Consider the following 19,560-nt stretch of genomic DNA (forward strand, 5'->3'; position numbering starts at 1 on the left):
TTTACATTATTTTGATAGTTTCTAATTTTGATTTTCTATTTGTCTTGATTTGCTCTTCCTTAGTGCCGTAGGCTACCATTTTCGCTTCTAATTCCCAGTTGTCCACAATCATTGCGTTTTGCTCATCTACTAAGGATTCTCGTGTAATTCCTGTGCGTTCTGCGATTTCTTGATACTTTGTCCAGTCTCGCATCATTTCTCGGTCTCGGACTTCCAAATCTTTAAGCATCTGCGCTTTGTTGTCTTCGGTGGAGAATTTCATCATCTGGCTGTGTTCTCGTTTTTTCTGGGCGTAAGCGACAAACACTTTCTGTCCTTTTTCGTTCAGTTCATAGAGTTTCACGTACTGGTCGAGATATTCTGGGTCGTAGGCGACAATCAATTTGGTGTTGACATACTTCTGTCTGAAAACTTCATCAATTTGATTGTCGTTGTCGTAAACTTCGAAATCGTAATCCGTTCCGGAAACCGTCAGTTTCATTCCTTCTTTCTTGTAGAGCTTCGGTTTGGTTTCATCCAGCCAGAACATTGAGATTTGTTCGAATGCGTCGAGTTCCTGTGTGTGCTCGGTCTGGGTGGCGAAAACTTCGTTTCTGGATTTGTTGAAACGTGGGTGTTTCATCGCATTCCACTCGTTGACCATTACGATAAAGTGTTTGTATAGCTCATCTTTAGTCGGAAGTGCATCTTTAAATTCCTTAATGAAATCAATATTGACTTGTGAGCGACTTTGCTTAGCTTTTATCGACTGTTTGTCCGAGAACCAACGTTTGCCAATGACTTGCTGTTGAAAGCGGTTAAAAACCTGCTCTATTGGGTTTGATTTTCTGCCGACTTTATGGTGATAATGCGAATTGGCCACTTTGCTGTACAACTCTTGCATTTTCTTGGTTCTGTGACCCGACTGCGCATCATAAGTGAATAAGTAAGGTTTTGCACAAGCGGTGTTCACTGCCATTTTCAAAGCTTTGAAGTGGTCCACGTGCGTCTCAGATTCCGAAAGACTCCAACCAAGAATTTTCTCTGAGTAAACATCGATTACTACATCGATATTCATATCAGCGCCCATTTTGTTGCTGTTGTCCTTCACGTGGATGGTGTCGAGCTTGGTGCCGTCAATCGCCCAGTGTGCGTTCGGGAATAGAGTCTCTTTGTTTTTCTTGATGGTGTGGCCAAATCGATTGATGTAAGCATCTTTGCCATCACGTGGACGAAGCCAAATCCTTTCGTTTTCCGGTTTCATAATGAAATTTTGAATGCCACTTTCTGAAAGCCTTGGAAAGCCTGTAACCGAGCGTTTATGTTCGTAAGCTGTGAAAAGCTCTGGAATTGAACATTTAATCGGCAGAGAGTAGTAAGCAATCAGCCATTCGCCAACTTCTTGCGAGATTTTCAGACTGTGATTGTTACAATAGTTGTTATGAATCAATCCTTCCAGTCCGGTTCTTGGATAACGCTTGTTTCCTTTTTTCAAAATGCAAGCTTCAAACTTCGCCCGAAGTGCCTGTGGATTTTCAGGAAGGTCAAATGGATATCGGAATCTCAGATCATCGCTGATGTTGTGAACCGACTCTGTTATATTCTGCCAAAGTTCCGCTTTGTTGATTTTCGGATTTGCGTTCGTTACTTTCACGATCACTTTATTGATAGCATTAAAGACAACCACGTTGGCTGTGTACTGCTCAACTGCATCGCTGTTGGCTTCTGACAGATAACGTCCATCTTCAAGTTCGTAATTGGCGAAATAGGCGGAAGCGTGTTTATCCGAGGCGAGAAACTCAGAAAAATGAATCGTGCTTTTTTGTTCGTGTGGATTGATGCCCAAATCGTGCTCTATCACGTTTTTGAAACGCTCTGGGATAGAGTTGTAAACATACAGTGCAGAATTGCCAAGACCACCGCCGTTGCGCGCTTTCTTTATTTTGCCTTTACTTGCCAATTGCTTCAAGTTGTTGAAAGAGATAACGCCTTTCTCATTGAGCCAGTTCGCTTGCACGCATAAAGTGTTGTTGTAGTATTCAAACATATTTAAACGGTGTTTAAATGGTTGTTAATTTGTTCCCAAGAGCGGAATCGAACCGCTCAAGAACCGTTTGGGATTATTTTTTTTCTTCGAAGACAAGGCAAATACCTGTTCCCGACCTTTTCATTGAAACAAGACCATTATCAATGTGCTTTTTCAATTCCGCTACTGATATTTCAGTGTTCACAATCTTTTTTTTCATTTTCTGAATATTTATTGGTTAAAATTTGTTTGATGATGCCAGTCAAAATGTCTGTTGAACAAAATGATATGGTAATAGCATTTTATCACGTGAGCAACGTGCTTTTTGTAAGGGATGATTGCGATTAGATTTTTCATTGCTATTGTTTTAAAAGTTTTCTACGGTTTTCGATAACGGCTTTTAAAGCGTTTACAGCTTCTGTGTGATTTTTGGAATAGACTCTCAAGAATGCTTTTTCAACAGAAAATCTTGGTATTCCAGATTTTTCAGAAGCCAAATCCCAGTCTCCATATCTCTTTTGAGACAGTAAAGCCTGTAGTGTTTCGAGGTATTCAACCTCTTCTGGTGTTTGTGGATCAAAATATATTTTTGGTTTTTTTTCCACTTTTACGGTTTTCCTTACTCTATCTGTTTTCATTTGTCTTATTTTTGTCTCAATCTTGCGACAAATATAAATAGAAATTTTTCTATTTACCAAATTAAAATAGAAGAAATTCTAATATTTTTTTAAAATTATGAGGAATATAGTAGAGAAACTCAAGGAATATCTTGACTTTAAAAATATTGAAATAGCCGTTGCTGAAAGGGAATTAGGCGTATCAAACGCAAGTCTAAGCAAGCCTTTTAAAGCGAATACCAATATTAAAACTACTACGTTAGAAAAATTTCTATCCACATATAAAGATTTGAATCCGCTTTGGGTCCTTGACGAATCACCTAATATGTTGAGAAAAGGAAATAGCGGTCAGATTAATGAATCTCTACACGTTTACGAGACCAAAAAGACAAAAGAAGCGATCATCGGATTGCAGGAAGTTCCTTTTTATGACTTGGAAGCAACCGCAGGCCTGCAAGAGCTTTTCGACAGCGGAAAACCTCACAAAGTTCTGGACACCATCAAAATTCCCAATTTACCAAGGTGCGACGGTGCAATTTCCGTAACCGGTGACAGTATGTACCCACTTTTGAAGTCTGGTGATATTATTTTATACAAAGAAACCTCTGTCCAGAATATTTTCTATGGAGAAATGTACTTAGTAAGCGTAAAATCCGATGACTGGGAGGAATATATCACAGTCAAATTTGTTCAGAAATCGGAAAAAGGAGAAGATTTTGTGAAATTGGTAAGTCAAAATCAACACCATCAGTCAAAAGACATCAATATTGGTCATATCTCCGCCATTGCGATGGTAAAAGCAAGCATTAGATACAATACGATGTTTTAAAATGTTGATTATTAATTATTTACGTTAAAATACGGTGATTTTTAAATAATCATAACCCTACCAACTCAAAGTAATTTTGTATTAATTGAACCGTTAAGAGTTTCATTTCGATAAACTCTCAATTTGTGATTTGCTTTTTTTTGTAACCCCAAACGTAACCCCAATCATAACCGCACTCGCTATTTTTACTTTATATCAAAACGGCTGTTCGAAATCTGTTAAATGAACTTTAAAACGGTTTTAAATAGGTTTTTAAACAACAAAAAAACGCCCGAAAACTGCTTTAATAGTAGTTTTCGAGCGTTTTCTTATGTTTGATGTAATTATATCTTAAATTTGAGCTTTTAAAGCCAGCCAGTACGGAAGTTAAATGGTACCAAATGGAAGTAAATTTTACTTTTTGACCATTCCCATTTTTTCGCTTTTTCTTTTGAAACCCTTATGGATAAAAGAAAAATTAATTTTTCACTTTTTTTTGTTTTTGACTTTTTGTGGTGGATGCCCTAGTTATATCTCAAAGATACTCAAAATTGAAAGCAATTCACAACAAAAATTAATAAAGTCGCAAGATTAAAATTGATGTGTTATATCTCAAAGATACTCAAAATTGAAAGCAATTCACAACAAAAATTAATAAAGTCGCAAGATTAAAATTGATGTGTTATATCTCAAAGATACTCAAAATTGAAAGCAATTCACAACTAGGAAACAAGACTTTGCGTGACGTATTAGGATGTGTTATATCTCAAAGATACTCAAAATTGAAAGCAATTCACAACGTCGTTTGGAATACGGTAAAGATTTATCTTGATGTGTTATATCTCAAAGATACTCAAAATTGAAAGCAATTCACAACGTTCGCGAGACATTGTAATCATTTTGAAAAGATGTGTTATATCTCAAAGATACTCAAAATTGAAAGCAATTCACAACAAACCAATACTTTGTTCTAATGTAATATTAGATGTGTTATATCTCAAAGATACTCAAAATTGAAAGCAATTCACAACTAGACGAATCAACAGAATTGATATTGGTATGATGTGTTATATCTCAAAGATACTCAAAATTGAAAGCAATTCACAACTTCTGGCCGTGTTTGATTCCGTTTTTTTTCGATGTGTTATATCTCAAAGATACTCAAAATTGAAAGCAATTCACAACGACGACTACAAAACGAAGATTTCAAACTTAGATGTGTTATATCTCAAAGATACTCAAAATTGAAAGCAATTCACAACATCTCCAAAAGTGAGAGAATCTTGAACATCGCTGTGTAATATCTCAAAGATACTCAAAATTGAAAGCAATTCACAACGTTTTCTGACTTGATGGGAAGCCATACAGCGCTGTGTAATATCTCAAAGATACTCAAAATTGAAAGCAATTCACAACAAAGAAGAACTGATGCAAAAAAAGCCGGTTGCTGTGTAATATCTCAAAGATACTCAAAATTGAAAGCAATTCACAACATCTGCTTTATCTGGTAATTCTACGCTTGAGCTGTGTAATATCTCAAAGATACTCAAAATTGAAAGCAATTCACAACGTGATGTATGCACCGGAGAAAATACTTGTTGCTGTGTAATATCTCAAAGATACTCAAAATTGAAAGTAAGTCACAACATCCTCAAAAGAATAATATTATTATCCCTCCAATCCAATCACCACAGGAAAATGGTCACTATACCCACCGATGAACCTTGACCCAGAATAAGTGCGAAAAGGATACTTGCCATTTTTATTGTCTTTGTTTCGGAGTCGGGGAGTGGTGTAGATTTCTGCACGGATATTTTTCACATTAAATCTTTCTTTAAGCGTTTTCTCGGTGAAAATAATCTGATCAAAAACCATCCCTTGTTTGTCGTGAAATGTAGAAAATTGATTTTTTTGAAACATTTCTTCGAAAGGATTGATTAACAATTGATTGTGCATTTTGTCGAAACATATTTTTTTAATAGCTTCGGAATCAGGGTTTTCATTAAAATCGCCCATCAAGACAATCGGTTCTCCTTTATCAAAAAGCGGCTCAAGTGTTTCCTTAAGTTTTTGAAAGATAAAATATCGTTGCTCTTTTTTGCTATCCCGATTCCTTTGGGAAGGCAGATGAAGAACAAAAACTTGAAACGTCTTACCGTCGGAGGATAGTTCTACTTGCAGAATATCTCGGGTGTGGTATTCCGAATTCTCACCCAGTGGAAATCGCAAGGTTTTGAAACTTAAAACAGAAAATTTCTCTTTATCATACAACATCGCTACGCTAAGTCCTCGCGAATCATTGGATTTTTCATAAATAATGCCGTATGAATGGAGTGGTGAGTTTTCATCGGTCAAATCTTCCAATACAGATTTCGACCCAATTTCGGCTAACCCGATGATGGAAGGCAACTGCCCATGATCTTCCTCAACAAATCGAAAGGCATTGGTGATTTTACGGATTTTTTGCTTGTACTTGTAGGCATCCCAGTTGCGGAGACCGGTAATAACATTGTCTGGAGAATCAGAATCGGGTGGAAAGAGATTTTCCACATTGTAAAACATCAGAAGTTTGGTACTCATCTTCTATCTTATCCTTGCCACTTTTTGCGGCGCATGTAGATGAATGTCACAACCACAATCAGAATCATCAATCCAATGGTATAATAATAACCATGCTTCTGGTGCAATTCCGGCATATTATCGAAGTTCATCCCATAAACACCGGCAATAAAAGTAATTGGTAAAAAGTAAACTGAATAGATTGCCAAAAGTTTCATCACCTGATTCGCTTTTTGGTCAGAAAGCGCCAAAAACATCGAGATGAGATTCACCGTTTGCGCATTCACATGGTCAAAGTCCGTGATCACGTCTTTCTGCTTATCCAGCAAGTCCATCACCTGCACATCTTCCAGTTCCAGAGTCCGGAATTTGGAAATCCATTCGCTGGAGATCGTTAGGATTCTGGTGTTCAGTCCCGATTTTCTTTTTAGTTTGTAAAGCCTCCGGATTTGATTGGTGTGGTTGGTCGTTTTCAGGAATATTTCGTTTTCCATCGCATCCATCACTTCCAGAAGGCTGTTGCTCTCGTCATCAAACGTCTTGATGATTTTCAAAGCCAAGCGCAAAGCAAGTTGATCTCTCGTGATATTCTCCGGATGGTCTTTTTTCAGTTCTTCAAAAACCTCGTTGATGCTCTTGCTTTTGGTTCTATGGGTCGTGATTATTAATTTTGGAAGCAGGAAGATGCCAAGTTTACTGCTGATGTCGCTAATGTTGTTCAGCGTTCGCTTTTCCAGATCGGTAGATTCGCGGGTCAGAAAAAACTTCACGCCATCCACTTCTTCATATTTCGGAAGGTGGTTTGGGTCTATCGTGTCCTCCAGCAAAAGAGAATTGATGTGGTAGCGCTCGTGTAGAAACTGCAGATCTTCCTCTGTAGGAGCAGTCACATCTATCCATTCCCAGTTGGCGGTTTTGTATTTCTGTTCAATTGGCATAGAGCAAAACTAATTAAAATCTTCATTATTTTCATATTTCAGGGGATTTAAATATTTGGGCAGCTATTTCCGCCTTCCACTCCCGCTTTTTTCTTTTTTTGTCAAAAAAGAAAAAGAGCTCCGTTCAAGTCGGGCTGCAGCTTCGCAATACTCAATATTGATCCTAATTTACAGGTTTTGTCAATCAATCAACATAATTTAAGTCTATATTTTAAAGCAATAAACTTTAACAATCAATAAAAATCTATGTAATAAATAAAATATTTACATTTGTCAAAATTTCTAAAACACACCAATGTTTAAAAGTGTAATCTCAGGCGTAGGTCATTACGTTCCTGAAAATATAGTAACCAACGACGATCTTTCTAAACTAATGACCACCAATGATGAGTGGATCACCGAGAGAACGGGCATCAAAGAAAGACGACACCGCAAAAACCGTGTAGATGCCGAAGAAACTACTTCTTTCTACGGGTTCAAAGCGTCAGAAATAGCGCTTAAAAATGCTGATCTTACAGCTCAGGATATCGATTATATTGTGTTCGCAACCTTATCTCCAGATTATTATTTTCCGGGTTCCGGCGTACTTTTGCAGGAATTATTAGGTTGTAATACAGTTGGAGCCTTGGATGTGAGAAATCAATGTTCAGGTTTTGTTTATGCGATGAGTGTTGCGGATGCCTTTATCAAATCTGGATTGTACAAAAATGTTTTGGTAGTAGGCGCAGAGATTCATTCCTTTGGATTGGATTTTTCTGATGCTGGCCGAGGCGTTTCTGTCATCTTCGGAGACGGAGCTGGAGCAGTGGTTTTATCAGCAAGCGAGGATGAAAATGCTAAAGGAATTCTTTCTGTGAATATGCATTCAGAAGGAAAATATGCCGAAGAACTTGCTGTGAAATTCCCTGGAACCAAATTAGGTTGGAGTGACAATCTTCTTAAAAATCCAGATTCTCTTACACCGGAAGATATCTATCCTGTGATGAATGGTAACTTCGTTTTCAAACACGCTGTTACGAGATTTCCGGAAACGATTTTGGAAGCGTTGGAAAAAGCAGGAAAAACGATTGATGATTTGGATTTACTCATTCCTCATCAGGCGAATATCAGAATTGCACAGTACGTTCAGCAATTATTGCATTTGCCAGACGAAAAAGTATTCGTGAATATTCAAAAATATGGAAACACAACCGCAGCATCTATTCCAATTGCTTTAAGCGAGGCAATTTTGGAAGGCAGAATGAAACGTGGCGACTTGGTTTGTATGTCGGCTTTCGGTAGTGGTTTCACTTGGGGAAGTGTCCTTTTTGAATATTAATTCAATTCTATCAAAAATAAAAAAAGCGCTATTCGGATTTCCAAATAGCGCTTTTTATTACTTATTGATTTGTTTGACGACTTTATCAGATAAAGCTTTTAGTTGCGTCATTTCTTCCAAACTCAGATTCATTGCTTTTGCCAATTCGATTGGGATGCAAGTCGCTTTTTCCTTAAGTTTCTTGCCATTTTCTGTGAGGTGAATTTTCACAACCCTTTCATCTTCTTTGCTACGTTTTCTCGTTAAAAGATTCTTCGATTCTAAACGTTTCAACAAAGGTGTCAAAGTTCCATTGTCGAGTTGCAAAAGTTCTCCAACTTGATTGACAGTCAAGTCATCCTTTTCCCAAAGCGCCATCATTGCAATATATTGTGGATAGGTCAAACCAATATTTTTAAGAATCGGACGATAACACTGCATTATTTCGCGATGTAAAACATAAACGGAAAAACAAAGTTGCTTGTCTAATTTTAGTAAATCTTCCATATTGAGTTTTAATTAATTTCCACATTCAAAGATAAATAATTTTGCTCCCTTTAGGGTTGGGGAAAATAATATTTAATCGTTGCTCACAGTCAATTTTACGTCGATGTTTCCTCTTGTTGCATTAGAATAAGGACAGATTTGATGTGCTTTCTCAATCAATTCCTGCGCTTGTTCCAAAGAAACGCCTGGAATGTTCGCGTGCAATTCAACTTCCAATCCAAAACCGCCGTTCTCGATTTGTCCGATTCCAACTTTTGCTGTAACCGTAGTTTCGCCAGTTTCGATTTTACCTTGTTTGATAACCAAGTTCAATGCGCTGTCAAAACAAGCTGAGTAACCCGCCGCAAAAAGCATTTCTGGATTTGCGTAATCGTCATTTGCACCACCTAAACCTTTTGGCATTCTTACTTCTAGATCAAGAATTCCGTTATCGCTTTTTACGTTTCCGTTTCTTCCTCCTGTGGCTGTAGCGCCAATGCTGTACAATGTTTTCATTTTTTTTATTGATTTAATTATTATTTGATGGTACAAATGTATGGTGTAAAATTATATTGTGCACAATATAAATTAAGATTTATTCTAAATCAAATATTGATGCAAACTATAAATAACTGATTAATTTAAAATCAGAACAATAAAAATAGCGGAATTGGAAGTTGAACTGTTATAAATATAATTGATTTGTAAATGGAATATTAGCTTAAAAATTAACCTCTTATCAGATATTTAAATATAATTTTAATTAATTGATAATTAGTTTGTTAATTGAATGATTGTTAGGGTTATCAAACAAAATTTCCATTTTGGCACGGAATTTACAACTACCACTCTTGTAAAATTTAAAATTTAAGAATATGAAATCTTTAAAGCAGTTAATATTAGGCGCAGGAATTTTGGCAGGAGGATTAATGTCTGCACAAAGTTCGGATATGACCAATATGTTGAAAGTTGGACTTATCGGAGGTGTTTCTACCGGTGGTAATACAGCGGCAAATCTTGGAGCGGATATCGCTTATCAAAATTTAGTTACGCCAGGTTTTGGTTTAGGTATCGCGACAGGTTACAACCATTATTTTGGAAAGAATAATACCGTAAGTGGTGTGAGAGTGGAGAATAACGACTTTGGTGTAGTTCCAGTTGCGGCGCTTTTCCGAGTTTACCCTAAACAAACTGGATTCTATTTCGGAGCTGATTTAGGTTACGGATTCATCGTTGGTGATGAGAAAGTTGCAGAAGGTTTTGCGACAGATAGACCAGATGGCGGTTTCTACATCAAACCAGAAATTGGTTACCACAACCGAGATTGGAACTTCTTTGCACAGTACAACAAAACATTTACTGGTAGCAAAGGTCAAATCGGAGACCAAGATTACAATGCTGGAGCAATTGGTGTAGGATTTAGCTACAATATTCCGTTAGGAAATTAATAAAATACTTACGACTTTTTAAGACGTAATTTTAATCAAACTATGATACATCAAAGCCTTCATTTCTTATGAAGGCTTTAATTTTTTAAAAAACTTATCATACATCAACTTTTATTTTGAATCATTCTAAGTAGATTTGCATCATTAAAATTATTTAAAAAAATGAAAAAAGTATTATTACTGGCTGTATTGGTAAGCGGATTAGCTTTCGGACAAACTAAAAAAGTAACAAGTTCAGATGTGCATTGGTGGGGTTATAAAATCGCAAAAACAGAAGCATCTTCTCACGATGGAACTGTGAATGTAAAATCTGGAAATCTTGTCCTTAAAAACGGAGCAGTTGTAGGCGGAGATTTTGTTTTGGATATGAAATCTATAAACGCAACAGACCTTTCCGGAGAATATCAAACCAAACTAAATGACCACTTGAAAAACGGTGATTTCTTCGAAGTTGAAAAATTCCCGACTGCGACTTACAAAATCACTTCTGTAAAGAAAAATACAAACAAAGATTACAACTTTGTAGTAAACGGAAACCTGACTGTGAAAGGAAAAACCAACGCAGTTTCTTTCCCTGCAAAAATCACTTCATCTAATGGTGTTGTGACTTTGGAATCTGATAAATTCTCTTTCGACAGACAAAAATTTGATGTGACTTACCAATCTGCAATGAAAGATGTAATGTTGAAGGATGATGTTGATATGAAAATCAAGGTGACAGTAAAATAATTTTTCACAAAATATATTTTTTAAGGAGCAGAATTTTTTCTGCTCTTTTTTTGTTATTAAATTTGAATCTCAAATCTCAAATCTCAAATCTCAAATCTCAAATTTTGAAGTTATACACAATAAGCGGTCTCGGCGCAGACGAAAAAGTTCTCGAGAAACTCACTTTCAATCCCGAAATAGAAATCGTTCATATTCCTTGGCTCATTCCGGATTTGGATGAGGATTTTCATCATTATGTTTCCAGAATGTCAGAATTCATAGATGATTCCGAAGATTTTTATCTGCTAGGCTATTCATTTGGAGGAATCATCGTTCAGGAAATTCACAAATTGAAACCTGCGAAAAAAATCGTGATTTTGGGAAGTATTCGTTGCGATGCAGAAAAGTCAAAACTCATCAAGGCTGGACAAAAAACCAATGCGCTCAAATACATTCCCGTGAGAGTTTTCAATGGCAATACGACTTTCTTTTATTCTTTTTTTAGAAAATTATTCGACCCGAAAAATCCCAAGCTTACGCAATATTTTCGTGTCAAAGATCCCTATTATCTCAAATGGTCAATGGACAAAGTCGCGCATTGGAAATTCGAAAAAATCCCAGATGTCATTCAGATTTTAGCAGACAAAGACATTGTTTTTCCTATCAAAAATTCCCAACCGGATTTTGTGATTAAAAATGCCACACACCTTTTCCCAGCCACCAAACCAAAAGAAGTTTCGCAGATCTTGAAAACAATTTTTGTTTAAATTAATATCAATTTTTCTTCACAGCATCCAGATCAATCGGTGGCCCAACATCGGTTTGATTGGCTTCAGATTCCTCTGGGAATTTTCCCGAAGCGATGGTTTTAAAATAAGATTCCATCTCATTGCTTCCCGGAAAGTGGATTGAAATCAATGATCCGGGATTGTTTTCGATGGGATTTGCAAATGTATGCGGTGTTCCTCTCGGAATGAAGGCCGCATCGCCCGTTTTTGCAGTGAAAATCTCATCCCCAATTTGAATCAGAAATTCCCCAGACAAAACAAAAAACACTTCTTCCTGAGTTTTGTGAATGTGGAGTGGCGGTCCGCCTTTTCGTTGTAGGGCATTTGGCATCGTGCTTCCCATTAGCAATTGCCCATCGGAATCCTTATTGGAAATCACGCAACGTAGCAAATCGCTTGTCATTGTTTTTTGAACGCCATCAAACCGACTTTCGTTGGCTCGGATTAGAAAACCTTTTTTCGGTGTGGTTCGCACCGTTTTGTTGCTCCAAAAGTTGAAACCTGCAAATGAAAAAGCAGGAATGGACAGCAAAGTTGCGGTAATAAAATTTCTTCTTTTCATAGAATTGAGATTTAATTTTTCGTTAGAAATATTTCTAGATTATGGGTGAAGTTTTATCAAAAAAATATCATTTTGATTACCAACCTTCAGGAATAATGTCCGTTGGAATGCTTCCGTTGGCACTGATGTAACCAAAGAAATCCTCCACTTTTTTTGGCGCAGGCGAACAAATCACTACCACAGTTCCCGGATTATTTTCAATAGGATTGAGGATTGTATGCAATGTTCCTCTCGGAATAAAAACCGTATCGCCCGTTTTTACTTTGAAATCTTTGCCTTCGAGATGCACGACAAATTCACCCGAAACAACGTAAATGGTTTCATCTTCATATTTGTGGATATGTGGTGGCGGACCGCCGATTCTTTCAAAAATTTTAGGCGTTGAGGTTTGGATAAACAAGCTTTCTTGCGTGTCCGTCGAAGAAACTTTACAATGCAAGAAAGCATCTTTTGGAGTGGTTAGCTTACCTCCAAAACGACTTTCTCCCGATTTTACAATGAAAGGTTTTTTTGTCAATTTGCTAACATTCGTTTTAATTTTGTCAAAATTAATTATGCCAGCAAAAGAAAGCGTTGGAATTGCCAGCAAAGCGGTTGCGATGAAGTTTTTTCTTTTCATAGTGTTGGGATTTGAGTTTTTAATTTTTCGTGAGAAATATTCCCAAGTGGTGGGTGACATTTTTCCAAAAATCTGTTGGAGGGATTGTGATGAATAATAGAATTTCTATCGTCCAGATTATAATTATCAAAAAGTACGGACTTTTTAAAATGCCTCTTTTGTATTTAATTTTTTCGATAATTAAAACAATTCCCGGAACTAAAAATGGAATCAAAACTGCTGTCAACAAACCTAAGCCAGGACTTATTTGATTGAGAATTCGAGACAATCCAGGATTTAAAACTATTAAGGTTGCCGCAATGATGAAAGCCACATGCCATCTTACATTTGATTTTTTGAACATCGCAATCAGATAAAAAGTCGAAAAAGAAGATATATCAACGAAGGCGATAAATGCGGATATTGCAGCATCAGATGGGAATTCGTCAAATTCTCTGATGAATTTTTCTTTGGTTAACAAAATAATGGTCAACACAAGAATCGGCGCGAGAAAATAACTCAATCTTCCCAATTGCCTGTGAAGCATAAACTTCTTGCGCATTATCAAAATTGGCTGGATAATGATCAAAATCAACCAACAAGTAAATGCCAGAAAATGAATGTGAATCAGATTTTTGAATTCACCGAGTCGTGGAAATTTACTCCAATACGAACTGTAAAATCCTGCAAGAGAAATGATTGTAACCAGCGAGAAGAATGCGATTAAAAATTTGTATTTCTTTTCCATCCTTATTTAATTTGAAAATTAAAATATCGAGATTTCAAGAAATGACAGAATAAAATTTGAGTTTTCATAATTTGATTTTTTTTCGATTTAATTTCTTCAGTTTTAGAATGTGAATTTGTAATATTTTCAATTGATTTTGTAAATTATTACAGATGTTGATTTTTTTAATTCGTAAAAAACTAGAATTTAAAGGTGAATATTGAAATTGATATTCAAAACTTATTGAAAAATAAATACTTATCTAATTTAAATAAAAAAAATAATTCGAAAATGAGTTAGGTTTATTTTTTCTTAAAAATTAATTAAATTTTAAATATTTTAAACTAAAAAATCCATAGTTGTTGGCTTTTTTATTGTTTTGAGAAATGTTTTTTCGATGTATTTTTCAATTATCAATTTATGAATTGCACAGACTTCAAAAATCAATTACTTTTACCGCAATCAATTTTTCTTAATGGAATCTATCAGTGTTTTTGACATCATAAAAATCGGAATCGGACCTTCTTCATCTCACACAATGGGACCTTGGAACGCCGCAAAAATGTTCTTGGATTTGGTCAAACGAAATCACACTTTGCAAGATGTGAAAGAAGTTTTTGTAGAATTCTTTGGCTCGCTGGCAAAAACAGGCGTTGGACACGGAACCGATATTGCAGGAATGCTCGGCCTTAGCGGAGAAAATTTCCGAACAATAGACACCAATAAGATTGATGAAAAAATTGATAAAATCAAATCAGAACAAAAAATAAATCTTGGTGGAGAAGTTTGGTTACCATTTATTTATGGACATCATTTAATCCTTAACAAAGAAAAATCACTCGATTTTCATCCAAACGGAATGATTTTCAAAGTGATTTTTGAAAATGGAGAAGAGTTCAGTCAGGATTATTATTCTGTTGGAGGTGGATTTGTTGCGACGAAGGAAGATAATTCTATGGAAGACCGTTGCGTTCGCACACTTTATCCTTGCCACCACGGTAGTGACATCCTGAAATACATCGATAAACTCAAGCTTGATAAAATCTCCGATTTGGTTTTCCAAAATGAAGAATCTTGGAGAACTCAGGAAGAAACTCGGCAAAAAGCTGTGGAAATTTGGGATAATATCAAAGATTGCGTTTATAAAAGCATCAACAAAAAAGGAATTCTTCCAGGTGGTTTGAACGTTACAAGACGTGCTTCGGAAATGAACGAAAAACTCCTCGGAACTCAGATTTACAAAAACAAAAATGAGTGGTTCGAAATGGTGAAAAATCAAGAGAAAACATTCAGTTCTGTGACCAAATGGGTTTCCTGTTTTGCGCTTGCTGTGAACGAGGAAAATGCATCATTCGGTAGAATTATTACGGCTCCAACCAATGGTGCAAGTGGCGTGATTCCAGCTGTTTTGATGTATTCGCAAGTTTTTACGGAGTTCAATTCGGAAGAAGATATTATCAGATTTCTTTTGGTTGCAGGAGAGATTGGGACATTGTTCAAAAAAAATGCGACTATTTCCGCAGCAATGGGCGGTTGCCAGGCAGAAGTTGGAGTTTCATCCGCAATGGCGGCGGCAGGACTTACTGAGATTTCTGGCGGAACACCAGCTCAGGTTTTAATGGCGGCCGAAATCGCAATGGAACATCACCTTGGTTTGACCTGTGACCCGATTGGTGGACTTGTCCAAATCCCTTGCATCGAACGTAATTCTATGGGTGCAATGAAGGCGATTACAGCCGCTTCATTAGCATTAGATGGCGACCCGACAAAAGCAAAAGTCTCATTGGACAGCGTTATAAAATCTATGTGGGAAACTGCTTTGGATATGAATTCAAAATATAAAGAAACATCTGAAGGTGGTTTGGCTGTGGCGGTTAACGTGGCGGAGTGTTAATGAAAATCTGACATCAAAAATGTCAGTCTGAGGTTCTCGAAGACATATGTAAATTTAAGCTCAGCTTTCCTATTAAATTATACTAATGTTGAATTCAATAATTTATCAGGTAAAATCCTTTGGATTTTGAATTTTTATAGTCTTCGAGAGCCTCAGACTGAGGGTTGACTAATTGAATTAGAAATATTATAATGTTCTAATTTCTAAAATCTAGCTTCTAATATCTATCTTCTCAATATTAATTTTCCGTAATAAATAATCCTTAAAAATACAGGCAGTTTGTTATCAAAAATAAAAAGTGTACCTTTGCACCAAATTATTAGACGATCTTTAAATGAATTTATTCACGGAATCCAATCTTAGCGCTGAAGTTCTTCAGGCGATTGGCGACCTCGGCTTCGTAGAGCCGACAGAAATCCAAAAACAGACTATTCCTTTTATCTCTACAGATACTCGCGATCTTATCGCACTTGCGGCAACAGGAACAGGCAAAACAGCAGCATTTTCGCTTCCGATTTTGGATATGATAGACGACAATAGTCGTAAAATCCAATTATTGGTGCTTTGCCCTACTAGAGAACTTTGCCTCCAGATTACCAAAGACATCAAAAATTACACGAAATACCTAAAAGACATCAAGACTACAGCAGTCTATGGTGGAAGTAGCATTATGGATCAAATCCGATCTTTGAGAGATAAACCGCAGATTATTGTGGGAACTCCAGGTCGTGTGATCGATATGATCGGAAGAAAAGCACTAGACTTTTCGGAAGTACAATGGGTGGTTTTGGATGAAGCTGACGAAATGTTATCAATGGGTTTCAAAGATGATTTGGAAACTATTCTTAGCGAAACACCAGAAACTAAACAAACTTTCTTGTTCTCTGCAACGATGAACAAAGAAGTTGAGCGTATTTCTAAAAACTATTTGACAAATCCACACAGAATTTCTGTAGGATCTATCAATGCGGTTAAGAAAAACATCAAGCACGAGTTTTATGTGGTTGGTTACAGACAGAAAAAAGAAGCTTTGAAACGATTGATCGATGCAAATCCAAATCAATATTCAATTATCTTTTGTAGAACAAGAATGGAAACTCAGGAGGTTGCAGACTTCTTGATGCAAAACGGATATGCAGCAGATGCACTTCACGGTGATCTTTCTCAAGCGCAGAGAGATACAGTAATGAAGAAATTCCGACTGAAAAACATCGATATTTTGGTGGCAACAGACGTTGCAGCCAGAGGATTGGATGTGGACTCTTTGACGCACGTGATCCATTTCTCTTTACCAGATGATCCGGAAGTATTCGTTCACAGAAGTGGAAGAACTGGACGTGCGGGTAAAGATGGTATTTCTATGACCTTGGCAAAACCTGAGGAAAGTAGAAAAATGAAGCAGATTAAATCTGAGACCAAAATCGAAATGGTAGAGAAGAAAATCCCTACCGGAAAAGAAATTATCAAAGCTCAAGTAGAAGGTGTTTTCGAAAAACTATTGACGGAGCACGTAGATGTAATTGATTTTGATGAGAGCTTGATCCCGGATCTTTCTGCTTTCACAAAAGAGCAGTTGGTGAGCCAGTTGTTGCAATTTCAATTAAAAGAAATGGCGACTTACTATCAGAATAGCAATGATCTTGCAGATCAGAAATTCGGTAGTAGAGACGACAAGCCTAGCAGAAGAGATAGAGACAGAGACAGCAGAGATGGTAGAGGAGGACGCGACAGAGATGGCGGATCTTTCCGCGACAGAGATCGTGGAGGCGACAGAAATGCAAGCAGAGACCGCAAGCCAAGACGCAGCAATGAGGATATGGTAAGATTCTTCTTCAACCTTGGGAAAAAAGACCAATTGAAGAAAGTAGATATGCTGGAAATCATCAACAAAGCGACTTCTAAATCGAAAAAAAGAGCAGATATCGGAAATATCGAGATCTTGGAAAAATTCAGCTTTTTCGAAATTGAAAAGTCTTTCAAAAATGAAGTAATGGATGGATTGACTAGTATGAAGTTTCGGGGAAAAGAAATGAGAGCCGAAGTTGCTAATTAATCAATAATTTGGATTTATCATTCAAAATAAATTATGTAAAAACCTGCTAATCAGCAGGTTTTTACTGTTTTTAATCTTAATGATTATTTAACATAAAAATTTCCGTTGCCTTTTGTTTTTTAGTCATATTTGCACAAATTAAACAAAAATAATGGGAATAGGTAATATTTTCAGAGCATTTCAGCCGAAAGATAAAATCTTTTTTGATCTGTTTCTTAGTGTAGCAGAGAACTTAGTAGAGATGTCAAAAACTTTTCACGACGGTTTGCTGGAGTTTGATATCAATGATGAAACATTGTTGAATCAAATGAGCGATTACGAGCACAAGTTGGATGATTTGACGCACGAGATCTTCGTACAATTGGGGGAGAACTTCATCACGCCTTTCGACAGAGAAGATATCAACTATCTAGCAACAGGTTTGGATGATATTGCAGATTATATCTATGCTTCGGCAAAATATATTTATCTTTATAAAGCAGGAGAGAATAAGGCTTATTCTGAGTTTTCTTTGCTAATCCACAAGTCTTGTATCGAAATTAAAAAAGCATTAGAAAATCTGAAAGACTTCAAAAATCCGGATGAGGTAAGAGAATCTTGTATCAAGATTAATTCTTATGAAAATATCGCAGATGATGTTTTGAGTCAATCTATCGTGAAATTGTTCGAAACTAATGATGCTATTTTGATTATCAAACAAAAATCAATCCTTGATTATCTGGAAATTGTGACGGATAAGGCAGAAGATGTTGCCAACACAATGGAAAGTATCGTTATCAAGTACGCATAAATTAGATTTTCTAAAAACAAAACGAATGGATTTTCCAGTTCTACTTATTATTATTATCGCATTGGCGTTAATATTTGATTATATCAATGGATTTCATGATGCGGCCAATTCTATCGCAACTATTGTATCCACAAAGGTTCTTACGCCGTTTCAGGCGGTTCTATGGGCTGCAGTATGGAACTTTGCAGCTTTTTTTATCGCTATGTACATCATTGGCGAGTTCAAGATTGGTAATACCATTGCGAAGACCGTCAACGAAAACTTTATTAATCTGGAGGTGATTTTAGCAGGTCTAGTAGCAGCAATTGCTTGGAATCTTTTAACCTGGTGGTTTGGGATTCCGTCCTCGTCTTCTCACACTTTGATTGGTGGTTTCATAGGGGCAGCACTGATGCATGCTTTGCGTTTGGACTACATCGAGATCAAGGCTTTGCATCCTGATTATTCCTTTTTCGAAACGCTGACTCAGTCTTTCAAACAGCTATTTACACAGGATGTGGTGAAATTCAAAGTTGTAATTCCTATCTTCCTATTCATTTTTATGGCACCGTTTATTGGGATGTGTATCTCGATTATTATTACCATCATCATTGTGCATTTGTATAAAAAATCGAATCCGCATAAGGCAGAAAGACAGTTTAAAAAAATGCAGTTGGTTTCCTCGGCTTTATTCAGTTTGGGACACGGATTAAATGATGCGCAGAAAGTAATGGGAATTATTGGAGCGGCTGTAATCTACTACCACGTGAATATCGTTCAGGATAATTACGCTACGATGGCGGCAGCAGAAAGATTCAATTATTTCACAGAGCATTATCTTTGGGTTCCATTGGTTTCCTTCCTGGCAATTGCATTGGGAACGATGAGTGGTGGTTGGAAAATCATCAAAACAATGGGAACTAGAATTACCAAAGTAACGCCATTGGAAGGTGTGAGTGCCGAAACTGCGGGAGCAATTACTTTGTTCATCACAGACCATTTTGGGATTCCGGTTTCTACAACGCATACCGTTACAGGATCCATCATTGGAGTTGGTTTGACGAAAAGAGTTTCTGCCGTAAGATGGGGCGTTACAGTCAGTCTTCTATGGGCTTGGATACTTACAATTCCGATTAGTGCTATTGTAGCTGGGATTACTTATTTGGTAGTCACAATGGTGCTTTAAATAATAATATTTTTTTATACAGAAAGCTTTCCAAATTTGGGAAGCTTTTTTTTATTAAAATTAATATGAATGACAAAACAAGAGCACTAAATCTTGGTGAAACATTACTAAAAAACG

General features: G+C 36.6%; 20 protein-coding genes and 1 CRISPR repeat array. Of the genes, 9 read left to right on the forward strand and 11 right to left on the reverse strand.

Annotated features, from left to right (window positions below):
• Position 1: 1 nt before the first annotated feature.
• The 4 genes from B0I22_RS01525 to B0I22_RS01530 form a co-directional block, all read right to left on the reverse strand.
• Complete coding sequence (locus B0I22_RS01525) at positions 2 to 2,026, reverse strand: hypothetical protein (protein ID WP_133942850.1); 2,025 nt, start codon at positions 2,024 to 2,026, stop codon at positions 2 to 4.
• A gap of 73 nt (positions 2,027 to 2,099) precedes the next feature.
• Positions 2,100 to 2,225, reverse strand: a complete 126-nt coding sequence (locus B0I22_RS16390; RefSeq protein WP_281276560.1) for a hypothetical protein — start codon at positions 2,223 to 2,225, stop codon at positions 2,100 to 2,102.
• Positions 2,226 to 2,236: 11 nt separating this feature from the next.
• Positions 2,237 to 2,362, reverse strand: a complete 126-nt coding sequence (locus B0I22_RS16395; protein WP_281276561.1) for a hypothetical protein — start codon at positions 2,360 to 2,362, stop codon at positions 2,237 to 2,239.
• 2 nt (positions 2,363 to 2,364) lie between these two features.
• Positions 2,365 to 2,643 (reverse strand): hypothetical protein, encoded by a 279-nt coding sequence (locus B0I22_RS01530; protein WP_133942851.1) that lies wholly within the window; start codon positions 2,641 to 2,643, stop codon positions 2,365 to 2,367.
• 97 nt (positions 2,644 to 2,740) lie between these two features.
• Between B0I22_RS01530 and B0I22_RS01535 the strand changes: the two genes are divergently transcribed.
• Positions 2,741 to 3,451, forward strand: a complete 711-nt coding sequence (locus B0I22_RS01535; protein ID WP_133942852.1) for a S24 family peptidase — start codon at positions 2,741 to 2,743, stop codon at positions 3,449 to 3,451.
• A gap of 501 nt (positions 3,452 to 3,952) precedes the next feature.
• Positions 3,953 to 5,077: direct repeats of the CRISPR family, unit length 47 nt; unit sequence GATGTGTTATATCTCAAAGATACTCAAAATTGAAAGCAATTCACAAC.
• A 21-nt stretch (positions 5,078 to 5,098) separates the two neighbouring features.
• Here the strand turns inward: B0I22_RS01535 and B0I22_RS01540 are convergent.
• Positions 5,099 to 6,010 carry an endonuclease/exonuclease/phosphatase family protein gene (locus B0I22_RS01540; RefSeq protein WP_133942853.1) on the reverse strand — a complete coding sequence of 304 codons (912 nt, stop codon included), beginning with the start codon at positions 6,008 to 6,010 and terminating at the stop codon, positions 5,099 to 5,101.
• A gap of 8 nt (positions 6,011 to 6,018) precedes the next feature.
• Positions 6,019 to 6,927 carry a magnesium transporter CorA family protein gene (locus B0I22_RS01545; RefSeq protein ID WP_133942854.1) on the reverse strand — a complete coding sequence of 303 codons (909 nt, stop codon included), beginning with the start codon at positions 6,925 to 6,927 and terminating at the stop codon, positions 6,019 to 6,021.
• A gap of 295 nt (positions 6,928 to 7,222) precedes the next feature.
• Between B0I22_RS01545 and B0I22_RS01550 the strand changes: the two genes are divergently transcribed.
• Positions 7,223 to 8,245 (forward strand): 3-oxoacyl-ACP synthase III family protein, encoded by a 1,023-nt coding sequence (locus B0I22_RS01550; protein WP_133942855.1) that lies wholly within the window; start codon positions 7,223 to 7,225, stop codon positions 8,243 to 8,245.
• 57 nt (positions 8,246 to 8,302) lie between these two features.
• Here the strand turns inward: B0I22_RS01550 and B0I22_RS01555 are convergent, their stop codons facing one another.
• Together B0I22_RS01555 and B0I22_RS01560 are read right to left on the reverse strand one after the other, a co-directional pair.
• Complete coding sequence (locus B0I22_RS01555) at positions 8,303 to 8,731, reverse strand: MarR family winged helix-turn-helix transcriptional regulator (RefSeq protein WP_133942856.1); 429 nt, start codon at positions 8,729 to 8,731, stop codon at positions 8,303 to 8,305.
• Between the two features lie 72 nt (positions 8,732 to 8,803).
• A complete protein-coding gene (locus tag B0I22_RS01560; protein WP_133942857.1) occupies positions 8,804 to 9,226 on the reverse strand; it encodes an organic hydroperoxide resistance protein in 423 nt (140 codons plus the stop codon).
• A 359-nt stretch (positions 9,227 to 9,585) separates the two neighbouring features.
• Here B0I22_RS01560 and B0I22_RS01565 point away from each other — a divergent pair, with 359 nt between their 5' ends.
• The 3 genes from B0I22_RS01565 (at position 9,586) to B0I22_RS01575 (ending at position 11,633) form a co-directional block, all read left to right on the forward strand.
• Positions 9,586 to 10,158, forward strand: coding sequence for a porin family protein (locus tag B0I22_RS01565; protein WP_133942858.1), 573 nt, complete (start codon positions 9,586 to 9,588; stop codon positions 10,156 to 10,158).
• 162 nt (positions 10,159 to 10,320) lie between these two features.
• The gene (locus tag B0I22_RS01570) at positions 10,321 to 10,887 is read left to right on the forward strand and encodes a YceI family protein (protein ID WP_133942859.1); all 567 of its coding nucleotides are present in this window, start codon (positions 10,321 to 10,323) and stop codon (positions 10,885 to 10,887) included.
• A 104-nt stretch (positions 10,888 to 10,991) separates the two neighbouring features.
• Positions 10,992 to 11,633, forward strand: coding sequence for an alpha/beta hydrolase (locus B0I22_RS01575; RefSeq protein ID WP_133942860.1), 642 nt, complete (start codon positions 10,992 to 10,994; stop codon positions 11,631 to 11,633).
• A 7-nt stretch (positions 11,634 to 11,640) separates the two neighbouring features.
• Here B0I22_RS01575 and B0I22_RS01580 read toward each other — a convergent pair whose 3' ends face one another.
• The 3 genes from B0I22_RS01580 to B0I22_RS01590 form a co-directional block, all read right to left on the reverse strand.
• Positions 11,641 to 12,216, reverse strand: a complete 576-nt coding sequence (locus B0I22_RS01580; protein ID WP_133942861.1) for a cupin domain-containing protein — start codon at positions 12,214 to 12,216, stop codon at positions 11,641 to 11,643.
• 76 nt (positions 12,217 to 12,292) lie between these two features.
• A complete protein-coding gene (locus B0I22_RS01585) occupies positions 12,293 to 12,835 on the reverse strand; it encodes a cupin domain-containing protein (RefSeq protein WP_166668156.1) in 543 nt (180 codons plus the stop codon).
• A gap of 19 nt (positions 12,836 to 12,854) precedes the next feature.
• A complete protein-coding gene (locus B0I22_RS01590) occupies positions 12,855 to 13,562 on the reverse strand; it encodes a hypothetical protein (RefSeq protein WP_133942863.1) in 708 nt (235 codons plus the stop codon).
• A gap of 454 nt (positions 13,563 to 14,016) precedes the next feature.
• On the opposite strand from B0I22_RS01590, the gene B0I22_RS01595 reads away from it, so the two are divergent.
• From B0I22_RS01595 to B0I22_RS01610, 4 genes are all read left to right on the forward strand, one after another.
• Positions 14,017 to 15,435, forward strand: coding sequence for an L-serine ammonia-lyase (locus tag B0I22_RS01595; protein ID WP_133942864.1), 1,419 nt, complete (start codon positions 14,017 to 14,019; stop codon positions 15,433 to 15,435).
• A gap of 334 nt (positions 15,436 to 15,769) precedes the next feature.
• The gene (locus B0I22_RS01600; RefSeq protein WP_133942865.1) at positions 15,770 to 17,488 is read left to right on the forward strand and encodes a DEAD/DEAH box helicase; all 1,719 of its coding nucleotides are present in this window, start codon (positions 15,770 to 15,772) and stop codon (positions 17,486 to 17,488) included.
• A 151-nt stretch (positions 17,489 to 17,639) separates the two neighbouring features.
• The gene (locus B0I22_RS01605; protein WP_133942866.1) at positions 17,640 to 18,278 is read left to right on the forward strand and encodes a DUF47 domain-containing protein; all 639 of its coding nucleotides are present in this window, start codon (positions 17,640 to 17,642) and stop codon (positions 18,276 to 18,278) included.
• A gap of 25 nt (positions 18,279 to 18,303) precedes the next feature.
• A complete protein-coding gene (locus tag B0I22_RS01610; protein ID WP_133942867.1) occupies positions 18,304 to 19,443 on the forward strand; it encodes an inorganic phosphate transporter in 1,140 nt (379 codons plus the stop codon).
• Positions 19,444 to 19,560 lie beyond the last annotated feature (117 nt).

Source organism: Epilithonimonas xixisoli (genome assembly GCF_004365655.1).
Classification (GTDB): domain Bacteria; phylum Bacteroidota; class Bacteroidia; order Flavobacteriales; family Weeksellaceae; genus Epilithonimonas; species Epilithonimonas xixisoli.

Excerpts from the sequence above, each read along its gene's own strand:
- B0I22_RS01525 (WP_133942850.1), bottom strand. The coding sequence starts at position 2,026 with ATGTTTGAATACTACAACAACACTTTATGCGTGCAAGCGAACTGGCTC.
- B0I22_RS16390 (WP_281276560.1), bottom strand. The coding sequence starts at position 2,225 with ATGAAAAAAAAGATTGTGAACACTGAAATATCAGTAGCGGAATTGAAA.
- B0I22_RS16395 (WP_281276561.1), bottom strand. The coding sequence starts at position 2,362 with ATGAAAAATCTAATCGCAATCATCCCTTACAAAAAGCACGTTGCTCAC.
- B0I22_RS01530 (WP_133942851.1), bottom strand. The coding sequence starts at position 2,643 with ATGAAAACAGATAGAGTAAGGAAAACCGTAAAAGTGGAAAAAAAACCA.
- B0I22_RS01535 (WP_133942852.1), top strand. The coding sequence starts at position 2,741 with ATGAGGAATATAGTAGAGAAACTCAAGGAATATCTTGACTTTAAAAAT.
- B0I22_RS01540 (WP_133942853.1), bottom strand. The coding sequence starts at position 6,010 with ATGAGTACCAAACTTCTGATGTTTTACAATGTGGAAAATCTCTTTCCA.
- B0I22_RS01545 (WP_133942854.1), bottom strand. The coding sequence starts at position 6,927 with ATGCCAATTGAACAGAAATACAAAACCGCCAACTGGGAATGGATAGAT.
- B0I22_RS01550 (WP_133942855.1), top strand. The coding sequence starts at position 7,223 with ATGTTTAAAAGTGTAATCTCAGGCGTAGGTCATTACGTTCCTGAAAAT.
- B0I22_RS01555 (WP_133942856.1), bottom strand. The coding sequence starts at position 8,731 with ATGGAAGATTTACTAAAATTAGACAAGCAACTTTGTTTTTCCGTTTAT.
- B0I22_RS01560 (WP_133942857.1), bottom strand. The coding sequence starts at position 9,226 with ATGAAAACATTGTACAGCATTGGCGCTACAGCCACAGGAGGAAGAAAC.
- B0I22_RS01565 (WP_133942858.1), top strand. The coding sequence starts at position 9,586 with ATGAAATCTTTAAAGCAGTTAATATTAGGCGCAGGAATTTTGGCAGGA.
- B0I22_RS01570 (WP_133942859.1), top strand. The coding sequence starts at position 10,321 with ATGAAAAAAGTATTATTACTGGCTGTATTGGTAAGCGGATTAGCTTTC.
- B0I22_RS01580 (WP_133942861.1), bottom strand. The coding sequence starts at position 12,216 with ATGAAAAGAAGAAATTTTATTACCGCAACTTTGCTGTCCATTCCTGCT.
- B0I22_RS01585 (WP_166668156.1), bottom strand. The coding sequence starts at position 12,835 with ATGAAAAGAAAAAACTTCATCGCAACCGCTTTGCTGGCAATTCCAACG.
- B0I22_RS01590 (WP_133942863.1), bottom strand. The coding sequence starts at position 13,562 with ATGGAAAAGAAATACAAATTTTTAATCGCATTCTTCTCGCTGGTTACA.
- B0I22_RS01595 (WP_133942864.1), top strand. The coding sequence starts at position 14,017 with ATGGAATCTATCAGTGTTTTTGACATCATAAAAATCGGAATCGGACCT.
- B0I22_RS01600 (WP_133942865.1), top strand. The coding sequence starts at position 15,770 with ATGAATTTATTCACGGAATCCAATCTTAGCGCTGAAGTTCTTCAGGCG.
- B0I22_RS01605 (WP_133942866.1), top strand. The coding sequence starts at position 17,640 with ATGGGAATAGGTAATATTTTCAGAGCATTTCAGCCGAAAGATAAAATC.
- B0I22_RS01610 (WP_133942867.1), top strand. The coding sequence starts at position 18,304 with ATGGATTTTCCAGTTCTACTTATTATTATTATCGCATTGGCGTTAATA.